At 58.5% G+C, this 25,024-nt stretch carries 21 protein-coding genes, 1 tRNA gene and 1 pseudogene; 15 read left to right on the top strand and 8 right to left on the bottom strand.

Annotated features, from left to right (window positions below):
* The first annotated feature begins 152 nt into the window (after positions 1-152).
* The 10 genes from NKH63_RS05905 (at position 153) to lpxD (ending at position 14,178) form a co-directional block, all read left to right on the top strand.
* On the top strand, positions 153-908 hold the full coding sequence (locus NKH63_RS05905; protein ID WP_352494212.1) for a response regulator: 756 nt from the start codon (positions 153-155) through the stop codon (positions 906-908).
* Complete coding sequence (locus NKH63_RS05900; RefSeq protein WP_352917699.1) at positions 905-2,320, top strand: sensor histidine kinase; 1,416 nt, start codon at positions 905-907, stop codon at positions 2,318-2,320. Before NKH63_RS05905 ends, NKH63_RS05900 begins: the two co-directional genes overlap by 4 nt.
* A gap of 884 nt (positions 2,321-3,204) precedes the next feature.
* On the top strand, positions 3,205-4,320 hold the full coding sequence (locus NKH63_RS05895) for a porin (RefSeq protein WP_352788865.1): 1,116 nt from the start codon (positions 3,205-3,207) through the stop codon (positions 4,318-4,320).
* A gap of 354 nt (positions 4,321-4,674) precedes the next feature.
* On the top strand, positions 4,675-5,466 hold the full coding sequence (locus NKH63_RS05890) for an antitoxin Xre/MbcA/ParS-like domain-containing protein (protein ID WP_352515605.1): 792 nt from the start codon (positions 4,675-4,677) through the stop codon (positions 5,464-5,466).
* 366 nt (positions 5,467-5,832) lie between these two features.
* Positions 5,833-6,792, top strand: a complete 960-nt coding sequence (locus NKH63_RS05885; RefSeq protein WP_352847271.1) for an aspartyl/asparaginyl beta-hydroxylase domain-containing protein — start codon at positions 5,833-5,835, stop codon at positions 6,790-6,792.
* Positions 6,793-7,017: 225 nt separating this feature from the next.
* A complete protein-coding gene (locus NKH63_RS05880) occupies positions 7,018-7,884 on the top strand; it encodes a MipA/OmpV family protein (protein WP_352788873.1) in 867 nt (288 codons plus the stop codon).
* Between the two features lie 231 nt (positions 7,885-8,115).
* A complete protein-coding gene (locus tag NKH63_RS05875; RefSeq protein ID WP_352788875.1) occupies positions 8,116-8,607 on the top strand; it encodes a class I SAM-dependent methyltransferase in 492 nt (163 codons plus the stop codon).
* Between the two features lie 383 nt (positions 8,608-8,990).
* Complete coding sequence (locus NKH63_RS05870) at positions 8,991-10,409, top strand: GMC family oxidoreductase (protein ID WP_352917811.1); 1,419 nt, start codon at positions 8,991-8,993, stop codon at positions 10,407-10,409.
* A gap of 458 nt (positions 10,410-10,867) precedes the next feature.
* Complete coding sequence (locus tag NKH63_RS05865; protein WP_352494218.1) at positions 10,868-12,964, top strand: DUF3313 family protein; 2,097 nt, start codon at positions 10,868-10,870, stop codon at positions 12,962-12,964.
* A 134-nt stretch (positions 12,965-13,098) separates the two neighbouring features.
* Positions 13,099-14,178, top strand: coding sequence for a UDP-3-O-(3-hydroxymyristoyl)glucosamine N-acyltransferase (lpxD, locus tag NKH63_RS05860; RefSeq protein ID WP_352855493.1), 1,080 nt, complete (start codon positions 13,099-13,101; stop codon positions 14,176-14,178).
* 493 nt (positions 14,179-14,671) lie between these two features.
* On the opposite strand, the gene NKH63_RS05855 is transcribed toward lpxD, so the two are convergent.
* Positions 14,672-14,736 (bottom strand) — tRNA-Arg (locus NKH63_RS05855).
* Between the two features lie 158 nt (positions 14,737-14,894).
* On the opposite strand from NKH63_RS05855, the gene NKH63_RS05850 reads away from it, so the two are divergent.
* From NKH63_RS05850 to NKH63_RS05840, 3 genes are all read left to right on the top strand, one after another.
* Entirely contained in the window at positions 14,895-16,211 is a 1,317-nt protein-coding gene (locus NKH63_RS05850; protein WP_352788884.1) for a tyrosine-type recombinase/integrase, read from the top strand.
* A gap of 982 nt (positions 16,212-17,193) precedes the next feature.
* Positions 17,194-17,910: a pentapeptide repeat-containing protein gene (locus NKH63_RS05845; RefSeq protein WP_352682262.1), complete on the top strand. Its 717-nt coding sequence runs from the start codon at positions 17,194-17,196 to the stop codon at positions 17,908-17,910.
* A 987-nt stretch (positions 17,911-18,897) separates the two neighbouring features.
* A complete protein-coding gene (locus tag NKH63_RS05840; protein WP_352917698.1) occupies positions 18,898-19,152 on the top strand; it encodes a hypothetical protein in 255 nt (84 codons plus the stop codon).
* 64 nt (positions 19,153-19,216) lie between these two features.
* On the opposite strand, the gene NKH63_RS05835 is transcribed toward NKH63_RS05840, so the two are convergent.
* The 5 genes and pseudogenes from NKH63_RS05835 to NKH63_RS05815 all read right to left on the bottom strand — a co-directional run bounded on the left by NKH63_RS05835 (position 19,217) and on the right by NKH63_RS05815 (position 22,721).
* Positions 19,217-19,423: a hypothetical protein gene (locus NKH63_RS05835; RefSeq protein WP_352494221.1), complete on the bottom strand. Its 207-nt coding sequence runs from the start codon at positions 19,421-19,423 to the stop codon at positions 19,217-19,219.
* 232 nt (positions 19,424-19,655) lie between these two features.
* Complete coding sequence (locus NKH63_RS05830) at positions 19,656-20,621, bottom strand: Vgb family protein (protein WP_352494222.1); 966 nt, start codon at positions 20,619-20,621, stop codon at positions 19,656-19,658.
* Positions 20,622-20,901: 280 nt separating this feature from the next.
* Positions 20,902-21,012 (bottom strand): annotated as a pseudogene (locus tag NKH63_RS05825) (pyocin activator PrtN family protein); the annotation flags it as partial.
* 1,204 nt (positions 21,013-22,216) lie between these two features.
* Complete coding sequence (locus tag NKH63_RS05820; RefSeq protein ID WP_352494223.1) at positions 22,217-22,414, bottom strand: hypothetical protein; 198 nt, start codon at positions 22,412-22,414, stop codon at positions 22,217-22,219.
* Between the two features lie 13 nt (positions 22,415-22,427).
* Positions 22,428-22,721 carry a GYD domain-containing protein gene (locus NKH63_RS05815; RefSeq protein WP_065012366.1) on the bottom strand — a complete coding sequence of 98 codons (294 nt, stop codon included), beginning with the start codon at positions 22,719-22,721 and terminating at the stop codon, positions 22,428-22,430.
* A gap of 74 nt (positions 22,722-22,795) precedes the next feature.
* Between NKH63_RS05815 and NKH63_RS05810 the strand changes: the two genes are divergently transcribed.
* Entirely contained in the window at positions 22,796-22,960 is a 165-nt protein-coding gene (locus NKH63_RS05810) for a L,D-transpeptidase (RefSeq protein ID WP_352494243.1), read from the top strand.
* Positions 22,961-23,087: 127 nt separating this feature from the next.
* On the top strand, positions 23,088-23,492 hold the full coding sequence (locus tag NKH63_RS05805; RefSeq protein WP_352494224.1) for an antibiotic biosynthesis monooxygenase family protein: 405 nt from the start codon (positions 23,088-23,090) through the stop codon (positions 23,490-23,492).
* Between the two features lie 144 nt (positions 23,493-23,636).
* Here the strand turns inward: NKH63_RS05805 and NKH63_RS05800 are convergent, their stop codons facing one another.
* Positions 23,637-24,062, bottom strand: coding sequence for a GNAT family N-acetyltransferase (locus NKH63_RS05800; RefSeq protein ID WP_352494225.1), 426 nt, complete (start codon positions 24,060-24,062; stop codon positions 23,637-23,639).
* A gap of 113 nt (positions 24,063-24,175) precedes the next feature.
* Complete coding sequence (locus tag NKH63_RS05795) at positions 24,176-25,000, bottom strand: methyltransferase domain-containing protein (RefSeq protein WP_352494226.1); 825 nt, start codon at positions 24,998-25,000, stop codon at positions 24,176-24,178.
* Positions 25,001-25,024: the final 24 nt, after the last annotated feature.

Here is a 25,024-nt window from a genome sequence, read left to right as displayed (position 1 = left end):
AAGCACCGGTGCGCGTCATTCATGGGCCGTAGATGCAGCGGCTGTCGGGCCCGGAGGCGGCCTGTGGGGGGCGCAGCAACAAAACTAAACACAATTGTTGCTGACAGCCATCATGTACAGCGTGTTATTCCGGAAGGGAAAGGGCAACGAAAATGGCCAAACCTATGGATAGCCTCGGATACAATGTCCTAACTCAAGCTTCAGCCCGAATCCTCGTCGTCGAGGATGACCGGGATATAGCCACCATGCTGATCGAGTTGATGAAGGATGCTGGTTATGCTGCCGAGACGGTCGGATCGGCGATGGAGATGGACCGCGTCTTAAAAAAGAGAGAGTTCAACCTTATTGTGCTGGACGGAATGCTGCCGGGAGAGGATGGTTTTAGCATTTGCAGAAGGATCAGGGCATCCGATACGACGCCCATCCTTATGCTCACCGCTCTGACGAAAGAGGTGGACAGGGTCGTTGGGCTTGAAATGGGTGCCGACGACTATGTTACAAAACCGTTCAGCTCCAGGGAGCTGTTGGCGAGAATAAAGGCGCTGTTGCGCCGTTCGTCTTATTCAAGCCAAGTCAGGCCAAGCCAAGACCCGATGACGTTCGCGGGCTGGCGCATCGACCCTGTCACACGCGAATTAACTGACGTTGACGGTGTGCATGTGCCGCTTACGACGGCGGAATTCGATGTGCTGCTTGTGTTCTGCGAGAATCCTCGCCAGGTGATGAACCGGCACGACATACTTGCGCGTACCCACGCTGGCGCTGCCGGACCTGTCGAGCGCAGCATTGATGTGCATGTGAGCCGTATCCGGCAAAAGATAGAGCCGAACTATAAGGAGCCCACTTTCATCAAGACAGTGCGGCTGGGAGGCTACATCTTCACTCCGGAGGTCTCGGTAGCCATATGATCGGTCGGTTCAGACGGGCGCCCATTCGGCTCCAGTTCGTCGTGCTCGCCGCGATCCCTATTCCGGCAGTGCTCCTTAGCGTTGTCGCGCTCTTGCCGGAGCCGTACATCTTCCAGGCCAAGCAAGTGGTGGCGGTCAGAAGCACGCAGATCGAATTGATCGTAGAGCAACTCAGAAACAGCGCGGACGATGCCGACGCCGAGAAGCTGCTGCGCGCGAGCGCTCCCACCGGTCTGGAGATGAGCGTTTTACCGTGGCCTGATCTTAACGTCGCAAGCAGCCACCAAGGGAATATGCAATTCATCGCCGATGATCTCCGCGACGTGCTGCCCTCTGACTTTGAGGCCACGGTTGTTCCGCAGGATGCTGAACACAATGCCCTGGCGGTGCGTGTCGACGCAAAGCGCGGCCTCCTGGTCCGGTTCTCTGACGCCGATACCTATCCAGCCGTGTTCGGCACGATTGTCGAACTCATTGCCAAGATTCTGATGTTGATCCTGCCGATGCTTCTGCTGGTCCTCTATATCGGCGGCGTGATCACGTCGCCTCTCGTCCGCTTCGCCGAGGCTGCAAAGAGCCTGCGCCTCGACGGCAACGAGGAGCAGTTGTTCACTGTCGCAGGCGCCAAGGAGCTTCGCACCCTCGCAACGGCACTTAACGACATGCGGCGCGGAATTCGCAAGATGGTTGATGACCGCACGCGGATGCTGACCGCAGTGAGCCACGACCTGAGAACGCCACTGACGCGGCTAAGAATGCGCGTGGAGCGATCAAAGGAGATCCCGTCCAAACAAGCGATGCTTGAGGATATCGCTACATTGACAGCGATGATCGAGGAAAGCCTCCAGTATCTGAGCAGCACGGCCCGCGACGAGCCGCTTCGAAAAGTTGATATTGCGGCCCTGATAAAGACAATCGTTGCCGGGTTCTCCGATGTTGGACACACAGTGATTTACGTCGGCCCCGAGAGATTCGGATATTCATGCAAGCAGAAAGGGCTGACGCGGGCAGTCACCAACATCGTGGAAAATGCCGTCAGATTCGGCAAGATCGTGCATGTCCAATTGTCCAATTTCCCGCCAAGCAAAGTGTCCATTGTTGTGCAAGACGATGGCCCCGGCCTTGCAGAAGGTCTCCACGAGAAGGCTCTAGAGCCTTTTTTCAAGGCAGATGAGGCCAGATCCTCGAATACCAACAGCGGTTTTGGTCTGGGTCTTTCGATCGCGGATGAGATCGCAAAGAGCCATGGTGGCTCGCTGTTGCTCGAGAACATATCGCCGCATGGGCTACGGGCAACTATATCGTTGCCGCCGGAGCAGGTTGTTCCGCTCAAAAACAGCAAGACTGACGAGATGCAACGACAGGCTTCAACGCGGCAGGCGCTCGCCAAGGGCAGGCAGTCGACCACGTAGCAGGACGCAGGATGCGTGACGTTTGACAGCCGCGTTCAAAGTCTTATCGCGGTGAGGGCGGCGTCTCCTGCGTCCGCAAGGGCTCGTCCTTGCCATGACACCGGCGCGACCGCGCCGCCGCATCCTGAAGCAGTTTCTTCATCTCTCTCAAAGAGACCCGGTCCGCACGCATCATCTGTCTTATGAGTGGGTCTTTCAGGATGTCTGCCCGCTTTAGATCGTCATGGGCCATAAACGGTCTCCGTCTTTATCGCATTCGAACGTAGCCGCGGCCGAGATCCTGGCGATGTCAAAAGCGGGACAAAACCAAGGCGGTCGGTGAAGTTTTGTTGCCGGCCACCGTGGCGGGTTCGCTCCGGTCAAAAGTTCCATCGGCAACCGACATGGCCACGGCGATCGGTGAGCTTGCCTTATGCCGAGGCCGGCGCGCTCGGTCACTGCGCAACTGTCGGGCTGCTCCCTCGCCAGCCAAACCTGCCCAGCGCCTGTCTCGGCCCGACCCGATCGAAATTGCTTCATTGGGCATATTTCCGCGCGCTAACGGACGCGATTGCATAGGAGGCCTTCTCCCGAACGACCAAACATCGTGAACTGGCTGCGGGAGAAGAGTATTTCACGATGAAATGTAAAATCGTAACATACGTTGCAAATGTGCCATCAGTTCCACGCGGATTATAAGTACAATTCGTGCCGAAATAGGTGATATTTACGCAACATGAGTGCATATACTTAGTAATTGTCGTCACAAGATCGCAAAATACCATTGATCAATTCGACCCCATCGATAATCCCTTGCGGAGAGGCGGCGCGTCACGCTGCTTCGTGGACGGGGATCGAGGCTGAGATCTTGGCCAGCCCCTTTTAACTTCACTGGAGGTCAGAAAATGAACATCAAGAGCCTGCTTCTCGGCTCAACTGCGGCCCTGGTCGCAGTTTCCGGTGCTCGCGCCGCCGACGCCGTCGTCGTTGCCGAGCCGGAACCTGCTCAATACGTCAAGATTTGCGACGTCTACGGCGCTGGCTATTTCTACATCCCCGGCACCGAAATCTGCCTGCGCATCGGCGGCTACATCCGCTACGACGTCGGCGTCGGTGACCGGGAGGGCGCGCAGAACGTTCCGGATCATCTCAAAACCGGCAAAACAAACGACACCTACTACAAGCAGGCCCGCTTCACGCTGAGGACCTACACCGGTCAGGAAACCGAGATGGGCACCTTGAAGACCTACACCGAGACCCGGTTCAACTTCGGCAACAGCAGCGGCGATTATGCTGACCCGGATGGTGCTGGCCCGTTGGTTGGCGGCGCTGGCTGGCAGGCAGGTAACAAGGACGTATCGCTGAACTTCGCCTGGATGCAGCTCGGTGGTCTTCGCGTCGGTAAGGACGAATCAGCCTTCGATACGTTCATCGGCTACGCCGGCAACGTCATCGACGACACGATCGTCCCATACGGCTCGTTCGACACCAACGTCATCCAGTACTACTTCGACGCTGGCAACGGCTTTTCGGCCGTGGTCTCGCTCGAAGAGGGCGCTGGCGCCGACACGATCGACAGCTATGTCCCGCATGTCGTTGGCGGCGTGAAGTACACGCAGGGCTGGGGCGCGGTCACTGGCGTCATCGCCTATGACAGCAACTATGAAGAAGTGGCGGGCAAAGTTCGCTTGGACGTGAACGCCACCGACGAACTGTCGCTGTTTGTTATCGGCGGCTACGGTTCGGACTCGAATGCTGCTCACAACTTCTACAAGCTATGGGATGGCGAGTGGGCAGTCTGGGGTGGTGGCACCTACAAGTTCAACGAGAAGACTTCGTTCAACCTCCAGGCCTCGTATGACGAAGGCAAGACCCTCGGTGTCGCTGCCAACGTTGCCTACGACCTCGTCCCCGGCCTCACCGCCACGGCAGAAGTCGATTACTACAACAAGGGTGCCAGCGTGTATCACGCCAAGACCGATGGTGTCGGCGGTATCCTTCGCATGCAGCGCTCGTTCTAGATTTCGTCTGGTCTGGCTTGGTCCGCGGCGGGCGCCGCGGACCGTTTTCTTTCCGGCTTTTCGCATGACCGTCGGACGGCATTAGCTTTCCGGCGCTGCGCGGTAGTAGAGAAAAGGCAGATCGCGGTAGCGCTCGACCAGGGGCCCGGCCCTCTCGTTCAATCGCCGCAAAGCAACGGCATCTCAGGCGCTCTAGGTCAGAGAGGCAATGGTGGAAACGCTCGATCAAAATCGAAAAGAATGGAAATATCCGAAAATATTTCTAAATCTATTCAAACAAATTATTGCTTTAAAAAGCAATGGAGACCGTTATTTTAAAAAGGTTTCCACCTAAATCGCAATAGAGGTCCGATTATGAGCTCTCGTAAGCTGATCATCCTGACTAAAGCCTTGATGGGGTCCGATGATGATCAGCGCGCATATTTGTATCGCGACAAGGTGATGAAGGTTCCGGGTGTTATCAGCGCGGACAGTTTCCGTTGCGCGGATCATCCCGGAGGCCCAAGCCCGTATCGCTGGGGTTGCATGGTGACCTATGATCACGAGACTACGGACGTCAGGCAGGTAATAGAAGGTGCGGTGGCAAGCTCGGGAAACGAAAGCGAGCTCGGCGGCGCAACGCGCGAACCGGACTCTGTTACCTACTTCGAGCCCGTAACCGAATTCAGGCGCAAGACGGAGTTTCTTCGTGACAATGTATCCAGGGGCACAGGGCCGTCTGAACAAACAAATGCCGATTTGGCGCGAGTGAATGCGGGGCGAGAGTCTGAACCCTATTTGACGCGATGGCGACTCGCCGATGTTGCCACGATGCGTCTTGAAGACTGGGCAGGCGCGGTTGTCGGGCCAACATACCTCGAGGAAAATCTGCAGATTCCGAGATCGACGTTGCACCGCTGGCAGAAACGCAACCAGGTTATCGCATTGCGCAAGGGCCTCGGCCGGCACGTGTTCCCGCTGGCCCAGTTCGTTGACGGCAGACCCGTTGCCGGAATACCTGAAGTGTTCGCGCTGGCAAAGCAGCCAAGGCTTGCGTGGTCATGGCTCGTTCGCCCTTCACCTTACCTCGAGGGCAGTATTCCCATCGATTTGCTGAGACGAGACCTAGTCGACGAAGTCGTGATAGCTGCCAAACGTTCGTTTTAGCTGATCATTCGTCGAACGCGAAAGTTGAAGCTTGGAATCCCCCGCGCAGCGAGTGATGTCAGGCGAAAGTCGTAGGCCGAAGCGGCCATACCAAGCACGCTCCCAGCATAGCAGATCATTTCGAGCAAGGTTTGGCTCCGGCCCTCATCGGCCGGATGGTCGTCCGGCGACCGTCCGTGATGAATCGTCTGGACCGAAAACAACTCTTAACAACACAAAATCCAATGCAACGACGAATCTGGACTAATGCCGCCATCCGAACGTGCGAGCGCGCCTCGGATGAACACATTCTGAAGTGTCTGACTTGGGTCGGCGCAACGGAAGCATCTCAACATCGCGGCAACTGGCGCATTCTGGGCAAATCTCATGCTAATTCTTGTCGTCATGGTCACGCTAGTGGCCGCGAGCACCGTGTACGTCTACCGCTTCCGGGGTGAAGTTCGCTACGAAAGCCTGTCTGAATACATCCGCAAGGGATGGCCAATTTTTTCGCCGTTGAATTGTGCCTTGTACATGACAACGCTGCCGCACGGATCAAGGGCTGTTCTCGACCCGGCCGATTTTCCTGAACTCGAGGTGCTGCGTCAAAACTGGCACACCATTCGCCAGGAAGGCCTTGAACTGCTGCGCCAGAACTACTTCGACGCCACCAAACGACCGGGCACGGCGGGAACCTATGACGTCGGCTTCCGCACGTTCTTCAAGTACGGCTGGAGCCGCTTCTACATTAAGTGGTACGGATATGAGCACCATTCAGCAAAACGCCTTTGCCCCAAGACGGTCCAGATCCTCCAGAGCGTGCCAAGCGTCCATGGAGCGATGTTTGCCTATCTTCCCAAGGGCGCGCAACTGACACGGCATGCCGATCCGATCGCCGTGTCACTGCGCTACCACCTCGGTCTTGTCACCCCGAACTCCGACGCCTGCTTTATCAATGTCGATGGCCGCAAGTTGAGTTGGCGCGACGGCGAGGCCATCATGTTCGATGAGACCTACCTGCACTTCGTGCGCAACGATACCGACTGCGATCGGCTCATCCTCATGTGCGATGTCAAAAGGCCCTTGAACCCGGTGGGTGCAGTGTTCAATTTCTTCTACGAAGGCCTGACACGAGCCACGGTGGTGCCTAATACCCCGGAAGACCATCGTGGCTTCGCTAACAGGGTCTTTGCGGGGCTCGCGCCGTTCCTAGCAGGCACCAGGGCGCTGAAGTCGACGAACCGCCCCTTGTACCTCGTCATCAAATGGTCGGTGAATACCTCGCTGTTGCTGTTGGTGTTGGGGCTGATTGCCGGTGTAGCACAGTTGCTGAGCCAACTCGTCTAAAGCACAGTTTTTAGTTGGCTCCTGATGTGCGTGATCTGAGCGAAGGCCGCGCGATTGTTACCCCGCCATAGCAACCCAGACGGGTCGAGCCGCAACATGTCTTAACATCACTAAACCCAAAGCAATGTCGTAGTCCGAGATAGTGCGTGCGCTGGAGGTACGACTGTGTCGGGCTTCCCTTTTGCCGTCTTTGAATACCTCCACCATCCCCAGGAGACGATTCGCATGCCAGCCACAAAGTCTCGCTCAACCCGCTCGCGGGATGCTCTTGTCGCCACGAGCCTCTCAGCAGTGGCTTTTTTGCCGTTCCAAGCAGGCGCAGCTGAACCGTTCGAGAATGAAGCGGCTGCAACAGTGCCCTCTGCGGATGCTGTCGACGAGAGACGGTACGGCCCCATACGCCAGAAGCTTGCCGACTGGAACGTGATGCTTGCCGCCGGAGCTATGTACGCGCCAAAATACGAAGGATCCGATGAGTTCGAACTCGTCCCGCTACCGATGATCTCCGCAACCATTGGTCGTCTTACCATTGATCCGGGCGGCCTGAGCATCGATGTGCTAGAATCCAACGGTTTCAAGGTCTCGGTGAAGGGCGGCTATGACATAGGCGGAGGGCGAAAGGAAAAGGACTCCAAGCACCTGAAAGGCCTCGGTGACATTGACGGCGGCGGCGTCGTCGGAGCGCAGATCTCATACGAAATGGGGCCGATGGAAATTTATACATCTGTCGACAGGACGTTCGGGGGCAGTGACGGTCTGATTGGTCAAATCGGCGCAAACGTTTCCCATCACTACAACGCATTTATTCTCTCTGCGGGCGCGTCGGCGACCTTCGCAGACAAAAATCACATGCAAAGCTACTTTGGGGTGACTGCTCTGCAGTCGGCAAGATCGGGGTTGCGGCAGTACGATGCAGGTGCAGGGCTTAAGCGCTTCGATATCGAAGCTTCGGTAACGTACATGGCATCGCAAAACTGGTTTGTGCGCGGGCAGGCAGGGGTTGGCTTCCTCACGGGCGACGCGAAGGACAGTCCGATTGTTCGGAAAACAGTGCAGCCTTCAGGGATGCTCATGGCGGGCTATAGGTTCTAGGACTTCCGTACTAACTCCCGCGCTACCCCTTCGACACTTTCCGGCCAGCACCAGCCCTTAACTCTGCTGCCTGATCGGCGTTTTCCGCCTTAGGCTTACGGATAACAAATACTGCCAGTCGGTATGCGGAGCTCCGCAATGTTGGATCCTACTACTCTATTTCGAACCTGGATGTCGGATACCTTCCGGACGGCCTGGCTCGTGCCTTCCGGGAGAGCTCTGGCAGTGGCAATGACTCGCGAAATAGGTTCTGCGCAGTCTCCGGTGGTTGAGCTTAGGCCCGGAACCGGTGTCTTCACCCGACAGCTTATCATACGCGGCGTGCCTCAGCAGCGCATTGCGCTCGTCGAAAACGCTGCGTCCCTTGCCCGCGTGCTACGTCGGCAGTTCCCCGCTGCCGCGTTGCTGGATATCGACGCAACGGAGTTGCGGCGATGCAATCCCTTTGACGGGGAAAAAATAGGCACGGTGATCAGCAGCCTCCCGCTTTCTACTATGCCGGCTTGGCGTGTGTTCGCCATTCTGTACGGCGCTTTTCACATTCTTCGGCCGGGAGGAGCCGTCTATCAGTTCACTTACGGCTGGCGGTGCCCAGTACCTGACACCGTTCTCGACCGGATCGGGCTTGAGGCGACGTTTATGGAATGGGTCTTCGCAAACGCGCCGCCTGCGCAGGTTTACCGGATCGCCAGAAGATCGGACGCGATCGGGAGTGAACGATGAGCTTGTCGTCAGCCATCCACCGCCGACCCAGCCCACATCAAACTGCGGACGTCAGCGGCTGGCCGCTCTGAAGACAACCTGATCCTGCAGCAGCTCAGGCGCACCGTCGACGCGATGGTGGCCTTCCCCGTTGGGCAGGGTTGCCAGGCCGTTTAACCATGGATCGAGGGAACCCAGATGATCCAAGTCGTGCGGTCCCCCAGGAAAGGAGGATACGACTACGTGGTCATCGGCTCTGGTTCGGCCGGTAGTGTGGTGGCCAGCCGGTTGGCAGAGGATTCTGCCCGAACGGTCCTACTCATTGAGGCGGGCGGGTCCGACCAGTCGACCGATGGAAGCATGCCTGCGGCCATAGGTCTTCCGTTGATAAGCGATCGGTATAACTGGAAATATTTCGGTATGCCCGAGATGAGGAGGGGCCAGGACGTCGGCGTCTATCAACCCTGCGGCAAGGTGTTGGAGGCTCTTCGTCTATCGGTCGCATGAACTGGACGCGCGGCAACAGGAAAGACTACGACAGTTGGGCAAGCTATGGCGTTCAGGGTTGGAGTTACGATGAGGTTCTGCCGTTCTTCAAAATGTCTGAGACTTTCGAGGGTGGCGACAACCGGTTCAGGGGAGGCCAGGGCCCGATTCAGGTTGAGCGTTCCAAAGCCGACAATCCTCTGTTCCAGGCCTTTCTTGCCGCGGGCGTGGAGGCAGGTCACGGCGTGAATCACGACCACAACGCGGCTTATCTAAGCGGCGTCCATCGCATCCAACACAACATCGGCAACGGGCGCCGAATGAGTGCGTCCTTCGCCTATCTCCACAATCGGCCGGTCCGGCCAAATCTGGATGTCTTGCTCAACGCGCGCGTAGTTCGCGTCATTTTCCAGGGCCATCGTTGTGTTGCGGTCGAGGTAGTTAAAAACCGCACCCGCATCACGATCCCGGTCCATCAGGAGGCCATTTGCTGCGCAGGAGCATTAGTCTCGCCGCAATTGCTCATGCTGTCGGGTGTCGGACATGCGGACCATTTGCGACAGCTAGACATACCGGTCGTCTCTCACTTGCCGGCAGTTGGTCAGGGATTAAGCGATCACATCTGTTTCTGTGTTGAATATGAAGTCAAGGATTCCCGCGAGTCGGCCGCTCAAACCCTGCCCTTTGGTGGAGGACTTACGCCGGGTCTGGAATGGCTACTATCCCGGCGCGGCCCGGGGACCTCAGGTCTTTTCGAGGTAGGAGCCGTGCTATCGTCCGACCAGACGGTGAGCCGGCCCGATGTGCAGATAGAATGTCTTGCGGCGCGATCGAGCTTCGGCGCCGGCGAAATCAGCATTGCCCCAGGGTTTCAGTGCTTTGTCAGCCTTCAGCGGCCTACAAGCACGGGTCTTGTTTGGCTGAGTAGCGCCGATCCTTTTGCTCCCCCGGCCTTTCGGTTCAACTACCTACGAACAGAGCATGACAGGAAGCTGGCGGTTGTCGCGCTCAGGCAGCTGCGCGACTTGATGAACCAGCCCAGCATGGTGACCAAGCTCAAGGGCGAGGTCGGGGAACAGGTCGCCTGTCGCACCGATAAGACGTTGCTGTCCTGGGCAAAACGGGTCGCGAAATCCAGCTATCATCCTTCCTGCACATTGCGTATGGGGAGGGGAGAGGGGAGTGTTGTGGACTCGTCCGGAAAAGTGCACGGGTTCGACAATCTGAGGGTGGTGGACGCATCGATCTTCCCCACGATCCCTACGGCGAATCTTAACGCGCCCACGATCATGTTGGCGGAGAAGATCTCTGCCGATCTGATCCGGGTGTTGGCGTAAGCGTCGTCGGGAACGGCCTGTGGGGAAAGGGCGCGCTTTCCAGTCAACCAAACGAACAAGAGCCAAACCGGCAGCGCCGAAACGTCCGCCATCAGCACCAGTTCAGTCGGTGCTAAGGTCGGCCGGGAAAGCATCCGCATAGCTTCCGCCGACCGCAAGATGCGGTACCAGCCCGGCATTGGCACATTGTGCGACGATCTTCGCCGAGCCCGTTCCTTCAAAAGTCAAACCATTGACGGCCGCGGCCTTCGACTCGGCGGCGCGGCTTCTTAAGCGCAGAGCGTTTGCCGGCGAGGATTGCAGGGCGAAACAACTCTTAACAATACAAAACCCACGGCAACGACAAATCGGGATTAATGCCGCCAGACGCGATTGCGAACAGCGGTCGCGGGTATGCCGACCGCCGGTGGAGACCTTGATGGTTCCTTCCGGCGATGGCCCGGGACAAGGCGGTAGACATGCATCGACTGGTGGCCATCGTCCTGCTGGCCTTCCTTGCGGGCTGTTTGGCGCCGGACCGCATTGTTTACGGGCCAAAGGCTGCGACGGTAGCCAGCATCCAAGGGTTCAGCGACATTCGTATTTATGCAGATTCGGCCCGGAAACTGCGCGACGCGCAAACCTGGTTGCCCATCCCGAGACACAAGGAAATCAACTACCTCGTCCTGTCGAGCGGCGGTGGCGCAGGCGCATTCAGCGTCGGCGCGCTCAAGGCTTGGTCGGACAATGGACAGCGGCCGGAATTCGAGATGGTCAGCGGTGTCAGCACGGGCGCGCTAATTGCGCCCTACGCCTTCCTAGGCTCGGCCTACGACCAGCCCCTCGTGGATCTCTATACAAGCGGTGTCGCCAAGGAGTTGGTCGATGCGGATTTCCTCCCGAAAGGCCTCTTCGGAGCAAGTCTCCTGAAACAGGAGCCGCTTCGCAAAATGGTCGAGCGCTATTTGACGCGAGACATACTGAAAAAAATCGCGGCTGAGCACCGCAAGGGGCGACGACTGCTTGTTTTGACCTCCAACCTCGATTCCCAAAGAGCGGTGATCTGGAACATGGGCGCCATCGCCAGCAGCGGGCGGCCCGGTTCGCTGAAACTCTTCCAGGACATACTCATCGCCTCGGCAAGTATCCCCGGCATTTATCCGGCCGTGCTCATCCGCGCCGAAGCTGGAGGGGAGGCGTTTGAAGAAATGCACTCCGACGGCGGTTCGGCGACCCAGATCCTGACGATCCCGGAGGGGTGGATAGCCAATTCGGACAAAAGCGTCCTGCCTAAGAACCTCAAGTTCAACATGTACATCATCATCAACAATGCGCTCATGCCAGAATTTACCACGACAACGAACAATACGTTTTCTGTCATGGCCAGGGCGAATTCCACCCTTGTCAAGTCACAGACCCGCAGTGCGCTGCTGGCCACTTACGTCTACGCCCAAAAGAACGGCATTCGATTTCGCGTGGCTTCGATCGACAAGCAGCTCCCCTACAGCATGACCGATCCGTTCAACACGGACTACATGCGCGCCGTCTACAACCTGGGATACACAAAAATGGCTCGTGGCAGCCTGTGGCAAGACAGGCCCGTGTTCACCGACAAGGTTGCTGCCGATCAGCCAGCGAAACAGATGCAGCAGCCACCCGCCTGCCTCCCTCCATTCCCCAAGCCCCAACAGGAGAACGAAGTGCCAAATTTCCATACAAACCAGGCTGCCGGTCGGCTGCAGCATAGATCGATCGGCGCCGCGCTTCTGCCGTCGCTGCTTGTATCGGCAGTTGCCGGCTGCACCTCGGTGCCACTCCAGCCGGACAACTCGCTGGCCTCCTATGACGGTCTCACCAAGGTCGACGGGCGAATAAGAAAGGCAGAGTACAAGGCTGTCCCCGAGGATCTCAACGTAAGCAAAACAGTGTACATTGAGCCTACGCTGGTTTCGCCAACCGCAGCGCAATCCTCCATAAAGCCCGCCGATCAGGCCTTGGTGGCAGCCGTAGTCAGCCGCGCGCTTTGCGTTGGCGTCAGCGATCGTTTCGTGGTCACGGACGACAGAGAAAATGCCGATCTGGTCGTCCACGCGACGGTCACCCGCATTGTGCCAACGAACGCCACAGTCGCCGGCCTGTCGACCGCGGCGTCGATTGGCGCTTCGTTCGCGTCCTCCTCCGTCCCTATCCCGAGGATTCCGCTGGGACTGGGCGGGCTTGCCGTCGAGGCCGAGGCGACCACGAAGGATGGAAAACAGGCGGCTGCGATGGTGTGGTCGAAGGGCGCGAATTTCGTGACAACAGGCGCGCGGATGTCACAGATTGGCGACGCCTACTCTCTGGCGGAGAGTTTCGGAAGCGACTTTTCCAAGATGCTTGTCACGGGCAAAACACCATTCAAGTTTGGCTTCCCGAAGCTTCCGTCTTATCAGAAGCTGAAATCCGGGCTCGGCGGCAAACCCAAATATCAGGCTTGCGAAAGGTTCGGTCGGTCGCCCGGCCTGAAGGATTTCGCAGGCGGGCAACTCGGTTTGCCGCCGTCCTGGACGGACAAGCCAGCTCGCCCGCAGAGCTAGAGTAGAATTTGTATCGACCAACTCCATCGCCGGGCATCCGGATTTATGGACTGCGTCGTCCGCATGCGGACCCGCGGTAAGTCGGTCGGCCTGCACTCCCCTGCCCCCCGACAGGCCGACCGACACTTTGATGAATGCAAATCAAACCAAACCAGTCCTGCCATGAACCGAGCCTGACCGTGCCGCCGATCTTTCAGCCGAGCGGATTAGCTTTAGCCGAACTCGCCAAAGAGGCGGGAGTGCTGCTGCCCGCAGCTGCCAATCCAGACATGCTTCTGCAGAGCGGGGCGAGCCTTGAGACGGCACGGTCGTGGCATATCGCGTACATTGATCATGCACGCTACACGAACGCCTTGCGCACCACCAAGGCCGGCGCTTGCTTTGTCACGGAGCGCTTCGCCCATCTGGTGCCGCCTGGCACGGTTCCCATCACCGTCCGGGATCCCCGCCTTGTTTATGCCAAGGTGCTTGCCCGGCTACACCCCGAGGCATTGCGAGCCGCGCCGCTTTTGGGCAGCCCTGATGTCACCGAGGGATGTTTTGTGCATCCATTGGCGCAGATCGGCGCCGGCGTCGTGCTCGATCCTGGTGTTGTCATCGGAGATCGGGTGTTCATCGGAGCCGGCACCACAATAGGCGCCCATGTGGTGCTGGGTCCGGACGTGGTAATCGGCTGGGACTGCTCTATCGGCCCTAGCGTCTCAATAGCCCATTGCAGCTTAGGTGATCGGTCGATCGTGTATGCGGGCGCGCGTATAGGCCAGGATGGTTTCGGCTTTGCGATGAGCGGCTCAGGACATGTAAAAGTCCCGCAACTCGGTCGAGTCACGATCGGAAACGACGTCGAGATCGGAGCCAACAGCACGGTCGATCGCGGTAGCTCGGGCAATACTGTCATTGGAGACGGGACAAAGATCGATAATCTCGTCCAGATTGCGCACAACGTACGGATCGGGCGTCATTGCGTCATCACTGCCCAGGTCGGGATCGCGGGCTCGACCGTGCTGGAGGATTACGTTGCGGTGGGTGGCCATAGTGCGATCGCTGGCCATCTGCGCATCGGTCAGGGCGCTCAACTTGCGGCGGCTTCGCGGTTCATGAGAGACGTACCGGCAGGCGAACGCTGGGGCGGAATGCCCGCCAGACCTCTGCGAGAATGGTTCCGCGAGCAGGCGACCCTTAGGAAACTAGCGAAGTATCGCACTGGTGCTTGACTCTGTAGCTGTCCCATTCTCACCCGACTGTTCAAGGCTGTTTGAGCTCAGATAGAACCCAGTGTTCCGGGCGGTGCTGGCCGGGCGCGCGATTCGATGTACGGTTCCATAAATGATGCTCTGCGACCCTTGACGGTCGGCTTCGCGCCAAATGCGGATCCTCCCGGTCGCGATTCGGCTATGGTGTTCATGTTCTCTAATGCGCAAGGGCGGCACTGGCAGCTTTTTGAACCCGAAGCAGACCTTCAACAGGTCAGCTTTCGGGCCAACCGGCCAGAAATTCGTTGGCGGCTAGCTTGAACTCTGAGCGAATTCCTGGCCTTTCCTGAAACACGACGGAAACCACCTGCAGAGACAGGTCGTGAAAAGGCTGTAGAAACAGAGACCGGCTCGGCGACCAAGCCCGACTGTTCAGAGACCGCCCAGCCTAGCCTACGGATACGTCGAGCGAATTTCGAGCCACCCGGTGCGAGCCGTATTTGTTGTGACTGAGTGGTGATCCCGACAGGAATCGAACCTGTGACCTACAGATTAGGAATTTGTCAGATCGCCTTTCCTGGTGTTTCCCAATGCCGCTCGTTGTACGATTGCGCTGGTTCTAAGATGTTAAAGTTGTTGCTGTTTTCGTACTGAGCGGCTATCATGGGGTAGACAAACCAACAGATCGAGCCAGATCGAACACGACGCAATTGCCGTACTAATCCCGTACTAATTTCATGACAGACCTTCGCCTCTCCCTCACCGACCGCGCCATCGAACGTCTCCAGCCGGCGTCTTCGGGCCAATATTTTGCTCGTGACACCGATCTGCCGGGCTTCATGGTGCTTGTGGGCAAACGGCAAAAGACATTCGTTGTCCAGGGTGAGCGAAGGAAGGCGGGCAAGCGGCTTTCCGTCCGAATGAAGGTTGCTGAGGTTGGTGAACTCACGACGCGCGCGGCGCGGAAGAAGGCGAAGGATATTCTTGGCAAGATCGCCAACGGCGTTGACCCTCGCGCGTCGACACGCAAGCCGGACGGCAATGTTGCAGCGGTTGATTTGCCATCGATTGCGAACCCCACGCTGCGCATTGCCTGGGAACGCTATCGCGACGGGCATATGAAGAACAAAGGCCGAAGCGGTGGGACGATCAACAACTATCGTGATCACGTCGAGCGGCTGTTGGCTGATTGGCTTGACGAGCCGCTTTCCAAGCTCGGCAACGATCCTTCCATCGTGACCGTGCGGCATGAGAAACTCACCAAGGAGAACGGCGCCTATATCGCCAACGGGTGCATGCGAACGCTGCGCGCCGTCTACAATCATGCTCGCAGGGCCGCCCGCACGCTGCCAGCGGACAATCCGGTCTCAGCCATAGATTGGAATGCCGAACATCGGCGCAATACCGCGCTGGGGCTTTCGGACCTCGAGGACTGGTTCACCCAACTCACGGCATTGAAGAACCCAATTCGGCGGGAGTTGCATCTGTTCATGTTGCTCTCAGGCCATCGCCCTGAGGCGATCAGGAAGGCGAGGGTCGAGCATGTCGATTTTCGCGCACGTGTCCTGCACATACCCAGGCCGAAGGGCGGCGAGGTCAAGGCATTCGACATACCGCTTTCGCGAGCCATGATCCGCTGCCTGGTTCGAGTGATGCGCATTGGCCGGGCTCTCTATGGCGAACAATCGCGTGAATGGCTGTTCCCAGCCGAGAGCAAAAGCGGTCACATTATCGAGCATAAGGAAAAACGCAGCGATCTGTCGAAATGGGGGAATGACCTGCGGCAGACGTTCCGCACCATCGCCCAGGCCGCGGGCGTTGCGGAGCTGGACGTCCACCTTCTGATGAACCACTCGATCCCGGGTGTTAATGCAGGTTACATCACGCGCAACAAACTGCTGAGCGACCACCTGCGCCAGCAGCAGGAGGTCATCTCACGTCGGATGCTCGAAGCGGGGCAATCGCGACAGAAAGAAACGAAGCGCCGTAGATTCGCGTGGCCCGCACTTCCAAGCAGGCGCCTGCTTTCTGAACTGATGAGCGGGAAGGGTTAGGCGGCTTGCTGCCAATAATTCGCAAACGAGTTCGGGGGTTCGAGTCGGGAGAGGGATACCGTCAATACAGTGCGGCCACCGAATTCGTTTGCTGACGGGGCTTCTTAATCAGCGCAAATAAGTCCGACTCCGACCTCCGCAACCAGTTCCAGCATAAATCACTAATAGTCGCGATCTGATCAAAGCCCCGCCGGAAAAAACGGCAAGGCCTTTTCCACGGCAGGTTTGGCGAAGCGCGGAAGGGCACTCTGCCGCCCAGAGTAACCGGCCTGCACGGTGAAGACGAGAAGGACGCTCTTCCAAGCGCGGAGTTCGAATCCTCCCTCTCCGCCATAAGACATTGTTTTACATTGATAAAAATACAAGAATAGGTTGCGCGCCCGCCATAAAGCCCGCCTACCGAAAACGGCGTATTCGCGGCACGTCAGCTTACGACACAAATATGCGGGTTGATGCTTCAACCTAGTAGATGGCAGAGATCAACTTCGGCCTCGCTAAGCGAAGTCGTGGGATTCATGCGACAGCGGAATCAGGATACGCGACTAGCACCCCGTGCCGGGTCAACCTCGCCGTCGGGAAGTACCGACCGGTGCGGAACCAAGCGGATTCACGCTTGTCGGCAGCGGACGCCGGCGGTTGGCGGTCTGCACTCGAGCAGGCTCCCAATTAGCGAGACAAGCGTCCAGAGCGGAGGCCAATCTTGGCACGCGACTTCGCCAGCCTGAACGACCGCTCTCCTCGGCTTAGTCAAGCATACCTACGGAATGATGCGCCTGGCCGGTGACAAATGAATCTCTGCTGGACCGCCGATGATATGGGGAGGCGCTCGCAAATCGCGCCCTACGCGCGGGTTGATCGGTTGAACAACATCAAAGCTTGAATATGAGAAATGCGCTAACTGTGACGGCGGTGGTCACCGTGGCTCGAGTGTCAGCAGATGTGGTAAGGTTGAGTGTCGGCGAGTAGCAGAGGTCCAGCAACAATGACTTTGAGGCGAACCAGAGCTTACGGCGCATCCGGCTTGGCTCTAGCGGTTTGCACTGTGTTTGCTTGGCAGAACGCCACTGCTGCTCACAATTGCCACGCAGCCGCGACGCCTGGCGTTAATTGGCACGAGTGTGACAAGAAGCTTCTCATCCTAGAAGGACAGGACCTGAGCGGGGCGAACCTGTTCGGTGTTGATTTCACTTCGACCGACCTCAGGAACAGCAATCTCCTTGCGGCAAATCTTGAGAAGGCAACGCTTGTGCGTGCTTCCCTGGCCGACTCGACCGCCAAAGGCGCCCGGTTCGACAGAATCGAGGCCTACAGGACCGACTTCAGCCGTATGGACGCGCAGGGCGCTGTGTTTGCGAGCGCGGAAATGCAGCGCTCGAATTTCCAGGGCGCCAATCTGACCAATGTTGATTTCACAAAGGCAGAATTGGGGCGTGCGCAGTTCCATGACGCCGATATCAGCGGCAGCCGCTTCTCGTTTGCCAATCTCGCACGGGCGGACTTCCGAGGAGCGACGTTCACCGCGCCGATAGACTTTGACCGCGCCTTTTTCTTTCTGACCCGTATCGAGGGTGTCGATCTTTCCAATTCGGCGGGTCTGTCCCAGTGGCAGCTCAACATGGCTTGCGGAGACGCCCGGACCGAGTTGCCTTCTGGCTTGACGAGGCCTGAAGATTGGCCCTGTCAATTCCAGCAGGAATAGTTGTCGGCAAGCGAACTGCGGCAATGCTGCACCCGACAGGATTCGAACCTGTAACTTCTGCCTTCGGAGGGCGCAGATCGTCCGCCAAAGTGGCACGTTTCTGCGGTATTGCTATTGGCGAAATCGCGGCCGAAGGGTGTTTGTGCCCTTCCGTTCACCGCTACCGGTTCAATCGAACCGGTAGCTCCTGTCCGAATAAGTGGCAGCAACTCTTGTATCGTCGAGAATGACTACCATCGTCGTGATTATCATTCAGAAGCCTGGCACCAACGCGTCGATCATACTCTAGCTCGGTCCATCACGACCGACGGTCCATCTACCCCCCCCCCCCCGCCGCGTGGGGGGGGTTACGCCCCCCTGGCGGCAACCCACTTTGGCCTCGAAACGACGGAAAGTCATAAGACAAGCGGTTCATTCAGCAGCTTGGTGAGTCCGTTCGACCGACGTGTACTCGTTTGTCGAAGGTTCAGGAATACAGTCGCAACGGGCTCACTATGTGATCTGGAAGGTCAACTGCTGATCCTCCCGCTCAACTCCTAATGAACCAGCGGTTGCGGGGCGAATGGCGCTCCAGGCCGCTACTTGGGCGACGAATGGAGGCATTCACTCACGACCGCTGCGGGTTCTTCGACGACCCGCTGTCGTATGACATGCCCTGCGTAGACACAGCTTGTGAAAACGCGCGATAAGGTCGGCCTGCGCTAGATTCAAAGATGGCCGGCGCACCAGAAGATGGCACACCGAATGTGCAACGCAATGCTTGGCTTCGCGGCACTTGCCCTAGCCGCGTGCCAATCGGCTCCTGAAACGCCGCAACCCGCCACTCTCGAACCTGCGTTAGAACCTGGTGCCATTCCTCCCCAACCTGCCTTGGTTCCTTCCGGCTCAGCAATCATGCATCAATCCGTGGCGGTCACTCTCCCTGGCAAGGGCGTTCCAACAAAGTACGCTGCTTTTTCGGGTCTATGGGCCGGACGATTGGATGGGATGTATGACGCCAAACTTGCTGTTCAGACGATTTCTTCCGATGGGAAGGTGACGGTCACCTATGCGTGGGAAAATCTGGGCGACAACTATCCGGGAGAGGCCGCCGGCGCTGGAAGAATTGTGGGGACTACGTTGAAGCTTGAGCGCCTACCGAATGGCGCGGACGTCAGTTTTGTTATGCTGTCCGACGGAGCCCTCGCCGGAACCGTTAGGCTTGCTGGCCAGACCTACACGGGCGCGTACCTCAGGCAATGATCAAAGACGCATCTGAAGGGCTATGGAGAGGGCCAAACGACTGTTCCAATTTTGCAGCCTGTTGTTACCGGAGTGGGGGCCGTGCAGGTCGTGATCCCCAGATGTGAGCCACAACTCGATGCAAATGATCGTTGAACTTCTTGCCCGCCGCCTTGACGGCAAGCGCGGCCTGATCACCCTTCGCCTCCCGAATGACGGCCTCGATGCTCTGGCGGTTGATATGCGAGAAATAGCTGTCGCCGGTCGGCTCGAACCATTTCGCCATGTTCACCGCAAGAGCCTATCCAAGCCGGTCTGCGTGCTCGAAAGCGCCTTTCCGGTCATAGCAATGAAGCTTCCGCACAGCGTTGACGGAATGAGCCGCCGCAAAAGGGGCGGCGCCGATCCGCGATGCGGATCCGCGTCGATCCTGCACGGAGCGCGGCGCTAGCAGCGCGGAGGAAGAACGGGAGACCGAACTTCGCCTTGCTGGCGCTAATGAAGCCGCGACTGGGACCGGCGCCTCACTTGGCGGAGACGGTGCGGATCACGACCAGCCGGTCGGCCCCGGATTCTGGCAGCCAAACCTCTCCGCGGCGTCCATTGATCTGACGGACATCAGCGTTTTCCGTGGACTTGGGGTACGTCGTAAACTTGTCTGTCTGCGGATCGAACGCGTGCACGGCATTCCCTCCGAAATCGGAGAGCCAGACAATGTCGCGCTCGTCCACATAGACCGCATAGGTGCGAGGAAGGTCGCCGGGCAAACGCCAAGCGTTCCAGCCGCCGTCATGGGGGTCGTAGACCGATACCTGTCCCGCGTTCCATTCCGAAATCCAAAGCCGTCCCCGGCTGTCCGACCACACGCGGCGCGCCCCCTGGTCCGGGGTCGGAGGCTCGATCACTCGAGCTTCACCGCTCTTGCGGTCGATGCTTGCCAGATAGCTGCCGGCGAGCGACACGAAGTAGACGTCTCCGTTGGGGGTCGCAGTAATCCCGTAGGGGCCGCGGCCCTCTGGAGCGTGGAAAATTTTCATGTCGCCCGTCGCAGGGTCGAGCCTTCCGTAGATTCCGCTCTGCCCGGTGAACCAGAGGAGGCCGTCGCCGTCGAAGGCGGCAGTATTGAGATTGGCGTAGCCGACGTCCTGCGGAAGCGCCCACACCTTGATTTCCTCGGTTGTCGAGTCGAAGCGCACGATCGCGTTGAGCCCGCCATCGGTTATCCACGCGTCACCGTCCGGACCCTGGATGACACCGTGAGGGCTGGATCCTTCGCCGAGCGGTACTTGGCGAACCTTGCCGGTCTCGGGATCGAGAATACCCAGTGCCCCCTGTTGCTGGGCCGTGTACCAGATGTCTCCGTCGGGCGCGGGCGCGACGTCATGGGGATGCGCGCCCTGCGGGAGACTGTAGACCTGACGTTCCTGCGCGCCGGCCGGGAAGGCGGCAAGGCTGGCGGCGAGTGCGATAAAGCGGAAGAGGCGGCGCATGAGAACTCTCCATGCTGCGGCATGTGCCACTACTCTAGGCGCAAAGTTCGTCGCGGCAATGACGGATCGGGAAAATCACGGCGCCCTGCACTGCGTTTCACCGCCCCGCGGATCGACCAATCCAGCCCTGCTGTTGGGGCACTTTTGGGGTTCGACTGACGCGCTTATGGAACCCAACCCGGCTTGACAAGGATGCGTATTCAACAGGCGCAATGCGCCAAAAGCTTTGGCGCGAAGGGCAAGCATCTTGCCGATACGGCCATAGCCGAGGATGCCAATGCTGAATCAATTTCGGCGGCGTCAGGTGGGAGAAATAGTCTCGGCAGACGTCATCGATCGGGATGATGGCCTTACCACCATACTGAGCCATCAAAAGCAGTGCCGTGTTCATGCCGGGTTACCACCTAAGTCTGGAACCCTAGCAAGCCGCCCGACGGGTTCAACCTTCCGTCACGGCCGGGCAGGGGAGGGCGTGCAAAACGGTAGGCGCGACCTAAGAAGCGGTCGCGCTCGAGTCAGTAGAGGGATACCGCCAATACAGTGCTGTGACCGAGTTCGTTTGCTGACGGGGCTTCTTAATCGGTGCAAATTGGTCCGACTCCAACCTCCGCAACCAGTTCCAGCATAAATCACTAATAGTCGCGATCTGATCAAAGCCCCGCCGGAAAAAACGGCAAGGCTTTTCCCACGGCAGGTTTGCGAAGCGCGGAAGGGCACTCTGCCGCCCAGAGTAACCAGCCTGCACGGTGAAGACGAGAAGGACGCTCTTCCTAACGCGGAATTCGAAACCCTCCCGGCCCTCTATAGACCGCCGATTGCCGCACAAATCGCAGCTGAGCAATGATCTTCTGGCCATCGCCGAGACCAAGATAGCAGAGGACAAGAACGGGCTGGCGGAGGACTCCCCACCTTTTTGCAAGGCTGATTTTCACCCAGCCACCACTCTCGTCCATGCCGGTCTTGAGGTCGGGGTGCGGCGCAGCACTGCGCTGCAGCCCTGCCTCGCGGCGAGCAGCGGGTGTGCAACCGGAGTGGGCGCCTTCGCGGGGAACCGGCTGCAGGGAGCAAAGCGACCGAAGTTGGGCGGAAACGCTCCGAAGCGCGCCGAGGGCGGAGCCCTAAGCCTCTCGATGCTTCAACTCAAAGGACAGTCTTCCATCTTTCTCGGACCTTCGCCGACGGTCGCCGGTCAAGAAGTTGTGACCCAATGCCCGCCTTTCCGGCGCCGATTTTCCTCTCCAAACCGGACCTTCCTCGCTACCAGCGCTTGTGACCCTTTTCGGAACAACCGCCCAAGACGAGGGACCGGCGCTGACAGTTCGGCTGACGATCGGCGCGACGATGCTGCTTGCCTCGATATCACGCTTTGCCACCCCGCCAGCGTCCATAACGCCAGACGGAAGCCGGCGCCACGCGCACGAATTGACTCTGTCCCCAGGCGGGGGCTCACTACAGCCGTGAATCGAGAGGCATCAGCAGCGAGTTCGCCGTCGATGCGCGCGTACTGCGGACCATAAAAGTTAGCACCGGCACTTGTATAGCTACCGTTATCCTTAGACATATCAGATCGCTCCTTAAGCAAGCCGATAGTCTACCTACGTGGGTATGCGCGAGCTCATGACTAACCCGCGTCCAAGCCTGGCTTCAGTATGCTTTCGAGCAGCAAAGCGCACCAGCAGCCGCCGATATACTTGATGCCGGCCGCATGTCCCATCAATCCACGTTTTGATCGCGATCGCGATCGCGATCGCGTCGGCCATTTGCCTGCGCCAACAGTCGGCCGCGATCTTCATTGCCGCTTCTTTTTCAGCCCATCTTGGCAATGACCTTTGCCATATCGTTGGCGTCGAACGCTCTTAGGGTCTGCGTTCGGACGTTGCCGAGCGAAGCTATCGATAAGCTGAGCGCGGTCGCGGCAATATCATCGTCGGCTTCGGCAATCGCGACCACGTCGTGCTGACCGAGCGTCCAGTAAAGCGAATGTACTTTGACCCCGCTTTTGGCCGCCATCTCCTTGAATGCTTCAGCACGCTTTACGGTGTCCTTGACTGTCTTAGCCCCCTGATCTGTGAAGTTGGTGAGCAGCACATAGTAGGCCATGTTATCCTCCCATAAACAGGGAGGCGTGCGGGCACTTCGGCGACCGCCGTGTCTCCCATCTCTAAGCATAGCACATCCACGGCACGCCCGAACCGGGCAAGATCGGCACGACTTTCTCGCATGGCTGCATCCGACTGACCAACTGGGATGCCGAAGACCTCGGCTCGATCGTGCAGCCGGGCACGAAAGTCGACTTCAAGGACGGGATGGCCCACGCCGCCGACGAGCGCGCTCAGTAGCAAAGCGAACTTGGCGAGCAGACTTGCCCTTCACAGCCATACCTAAGGAAAGTCGCAGAATTGGACGCAGCGCGCGCTTCGCGCACAGCAACTCCGCGCGTCTTGGAACAAGGAGAGACCGGCAGCGTTGGGCCTGCAGCCGACTGAGATCGATTTGGCCGAAGCTACTGTCCCGCAATTTCGCCATCAATCCAGCGAGGTTTCCATGACACACATCCGAGCCGACAACCAGCCAGTCACCCAAATCACCATCGTCGATTCTGAACCGGACAAGCAGTCCGAGGCATTGTCCATCATGGCCGAGCGAGCGCGCTTTATGGCGCGTCAGCCTGGGTTCATCTCAATCAGCCTGCATCGCAGCCTCGACGGGCGGCGCATCGTCAACTATGTCCAATGGCAAAGTCGCGATCTCTTGCGAGCGGCTCATCATGCGCCGGAATTCCGCAAGGAATGGGGTCACTTCGATCAGTTGACGGACGAGATCGATCCCAATCTGTACGAGGTAGCCGAGGTGATAGAGAGTGGTCAGTAGGCGTGCCGCCCCCGCAGATGGCGCACCATTCGCGTTTGCGGAGGAGAAGCTTTCAAAGCAGACACTGACTGATGGCGGACTTTTTCAACAAAATCTGTGGAAAGTTGCAGTTCGATCAACGTGAGTACGACTGGGACTCGGGCATCATTCAACCTGTATCAGCCCTTCCATCAATACCGCAGGGAACGAGTTGCTTGGGGTCATCGGGAGCTCGATCTGCACAATCCGGGTCAGCCCAAAGCTCTCGTAGAACGGCTCCGCGTTCAGGCTCGAATACGCTTGAAACATTTTTGCTCCAGCCTTGGCTGCCGCCTGCGCGCATTCGCGAAAGATGGCGCGACCAGTACCTTTCTTAACTACGGCCGGATCGGTCGCAAAATGCCTCAAATGGGCAACGTCGGGGGTGATTTCTTCTGTGCCGGGACGCTCGAGTGTCCATCCGCCACACCCCAAAATGCGCCCCCATTCTTCCGCGACATAATAGGTGCCCGACGTCAGCAGCTCCGGGTTCGCCTTCGTCATAGCAGGCAAGGATCCGGCGAGGACCTCTTGGCTATAGGCGGCGGCCATGAGCGTAGGATAAGCCCTCTCGAGGAGCTGATCGATCAGTGGTGCATCCTCTAGATATGCCCTTCGAACTTCCACTCGCTCTTCCTTTTGCTCATGGCGCCACGTCAGCTGCGCTATTTGCGTGCGAGCAAGACGTGAGCCTCTTGGGGGAACATCAGCTCCCCTCCAGTTGAATAGATTGCCAGCGAGGAACTTAGATCACCCGTGATCGCTGTGATGACTGCGTCGCGATGTCCGGCATCCATTCCGCTCACCAGTCCAGCCTGGGGAGTTGCTGCTAGCTGTAGTCGCACGTATTCCTTTGGCGAGGGGAAACCGATGTTCTTGGTAATCGTGTGGACGGTCACATGGCGAAAGCCCGCGCCAGCCACCAATCGGTAAAGCTCGTCAGCATCGGCGAGTGAATGCTCGGACCGTTTGGTTGCCGAAGCGCCTGGACCGAGATGTCGATCCAAGGCATCTGCCAGCGCCTTCGCCGCAGGAGTTTGGTCAATAGCGCTGAAAACGCTTAAGGCCAGTCGGCCATTAGGCACCAGCACCCGGAACATCTCACGTAGCGCACCCGATCGGTCCGGGAAAAACTGCAGTCCGAGTTGGCAAAGAACCAGATCGAAGGTGGAGTCAGGGAACGGCATTTCGAGTGCGCTTCCCTCGCACCAGTCGATACGCGGTCCAGCGCCTCTCGGGAGCGATCGAGCAACGGCAAGCATGCCCGTGTTGATGTCGAGGCCGACGACCTGCCCATTTCCCATGCGCTCGGCCGCCGAGCGTGCCACCACGCCCGTGCCGCAAGCTACGTCCAGAACCCGCTCACCAGATTGAGGCGCAGCACGATCCACCAGGTCGGCAGCCCACAGGGCGGTAATTGCCGGGACCAGGTAGCGCTCGTAGAGTTCCGCGGCGCTGCCTTCCAGCTGCCACTGCTCCTGCTGGGCCATAGAGTCCCTCCCGCACAACGAGCC

It is taken from the genome of Mesorhizobium sp. M0960 (assembly GCF_040319055.1).
In the GTDB taxonomy this organism is placed as follows: Bacteria; Pseudomonadota; Alphaproteobacteria; order Rhizobiales; family Rhizobiaceae; genus Mesorhizobium.
This window is presented reverse-complemented; position numbering and strand designations above follow the sequence as displayed.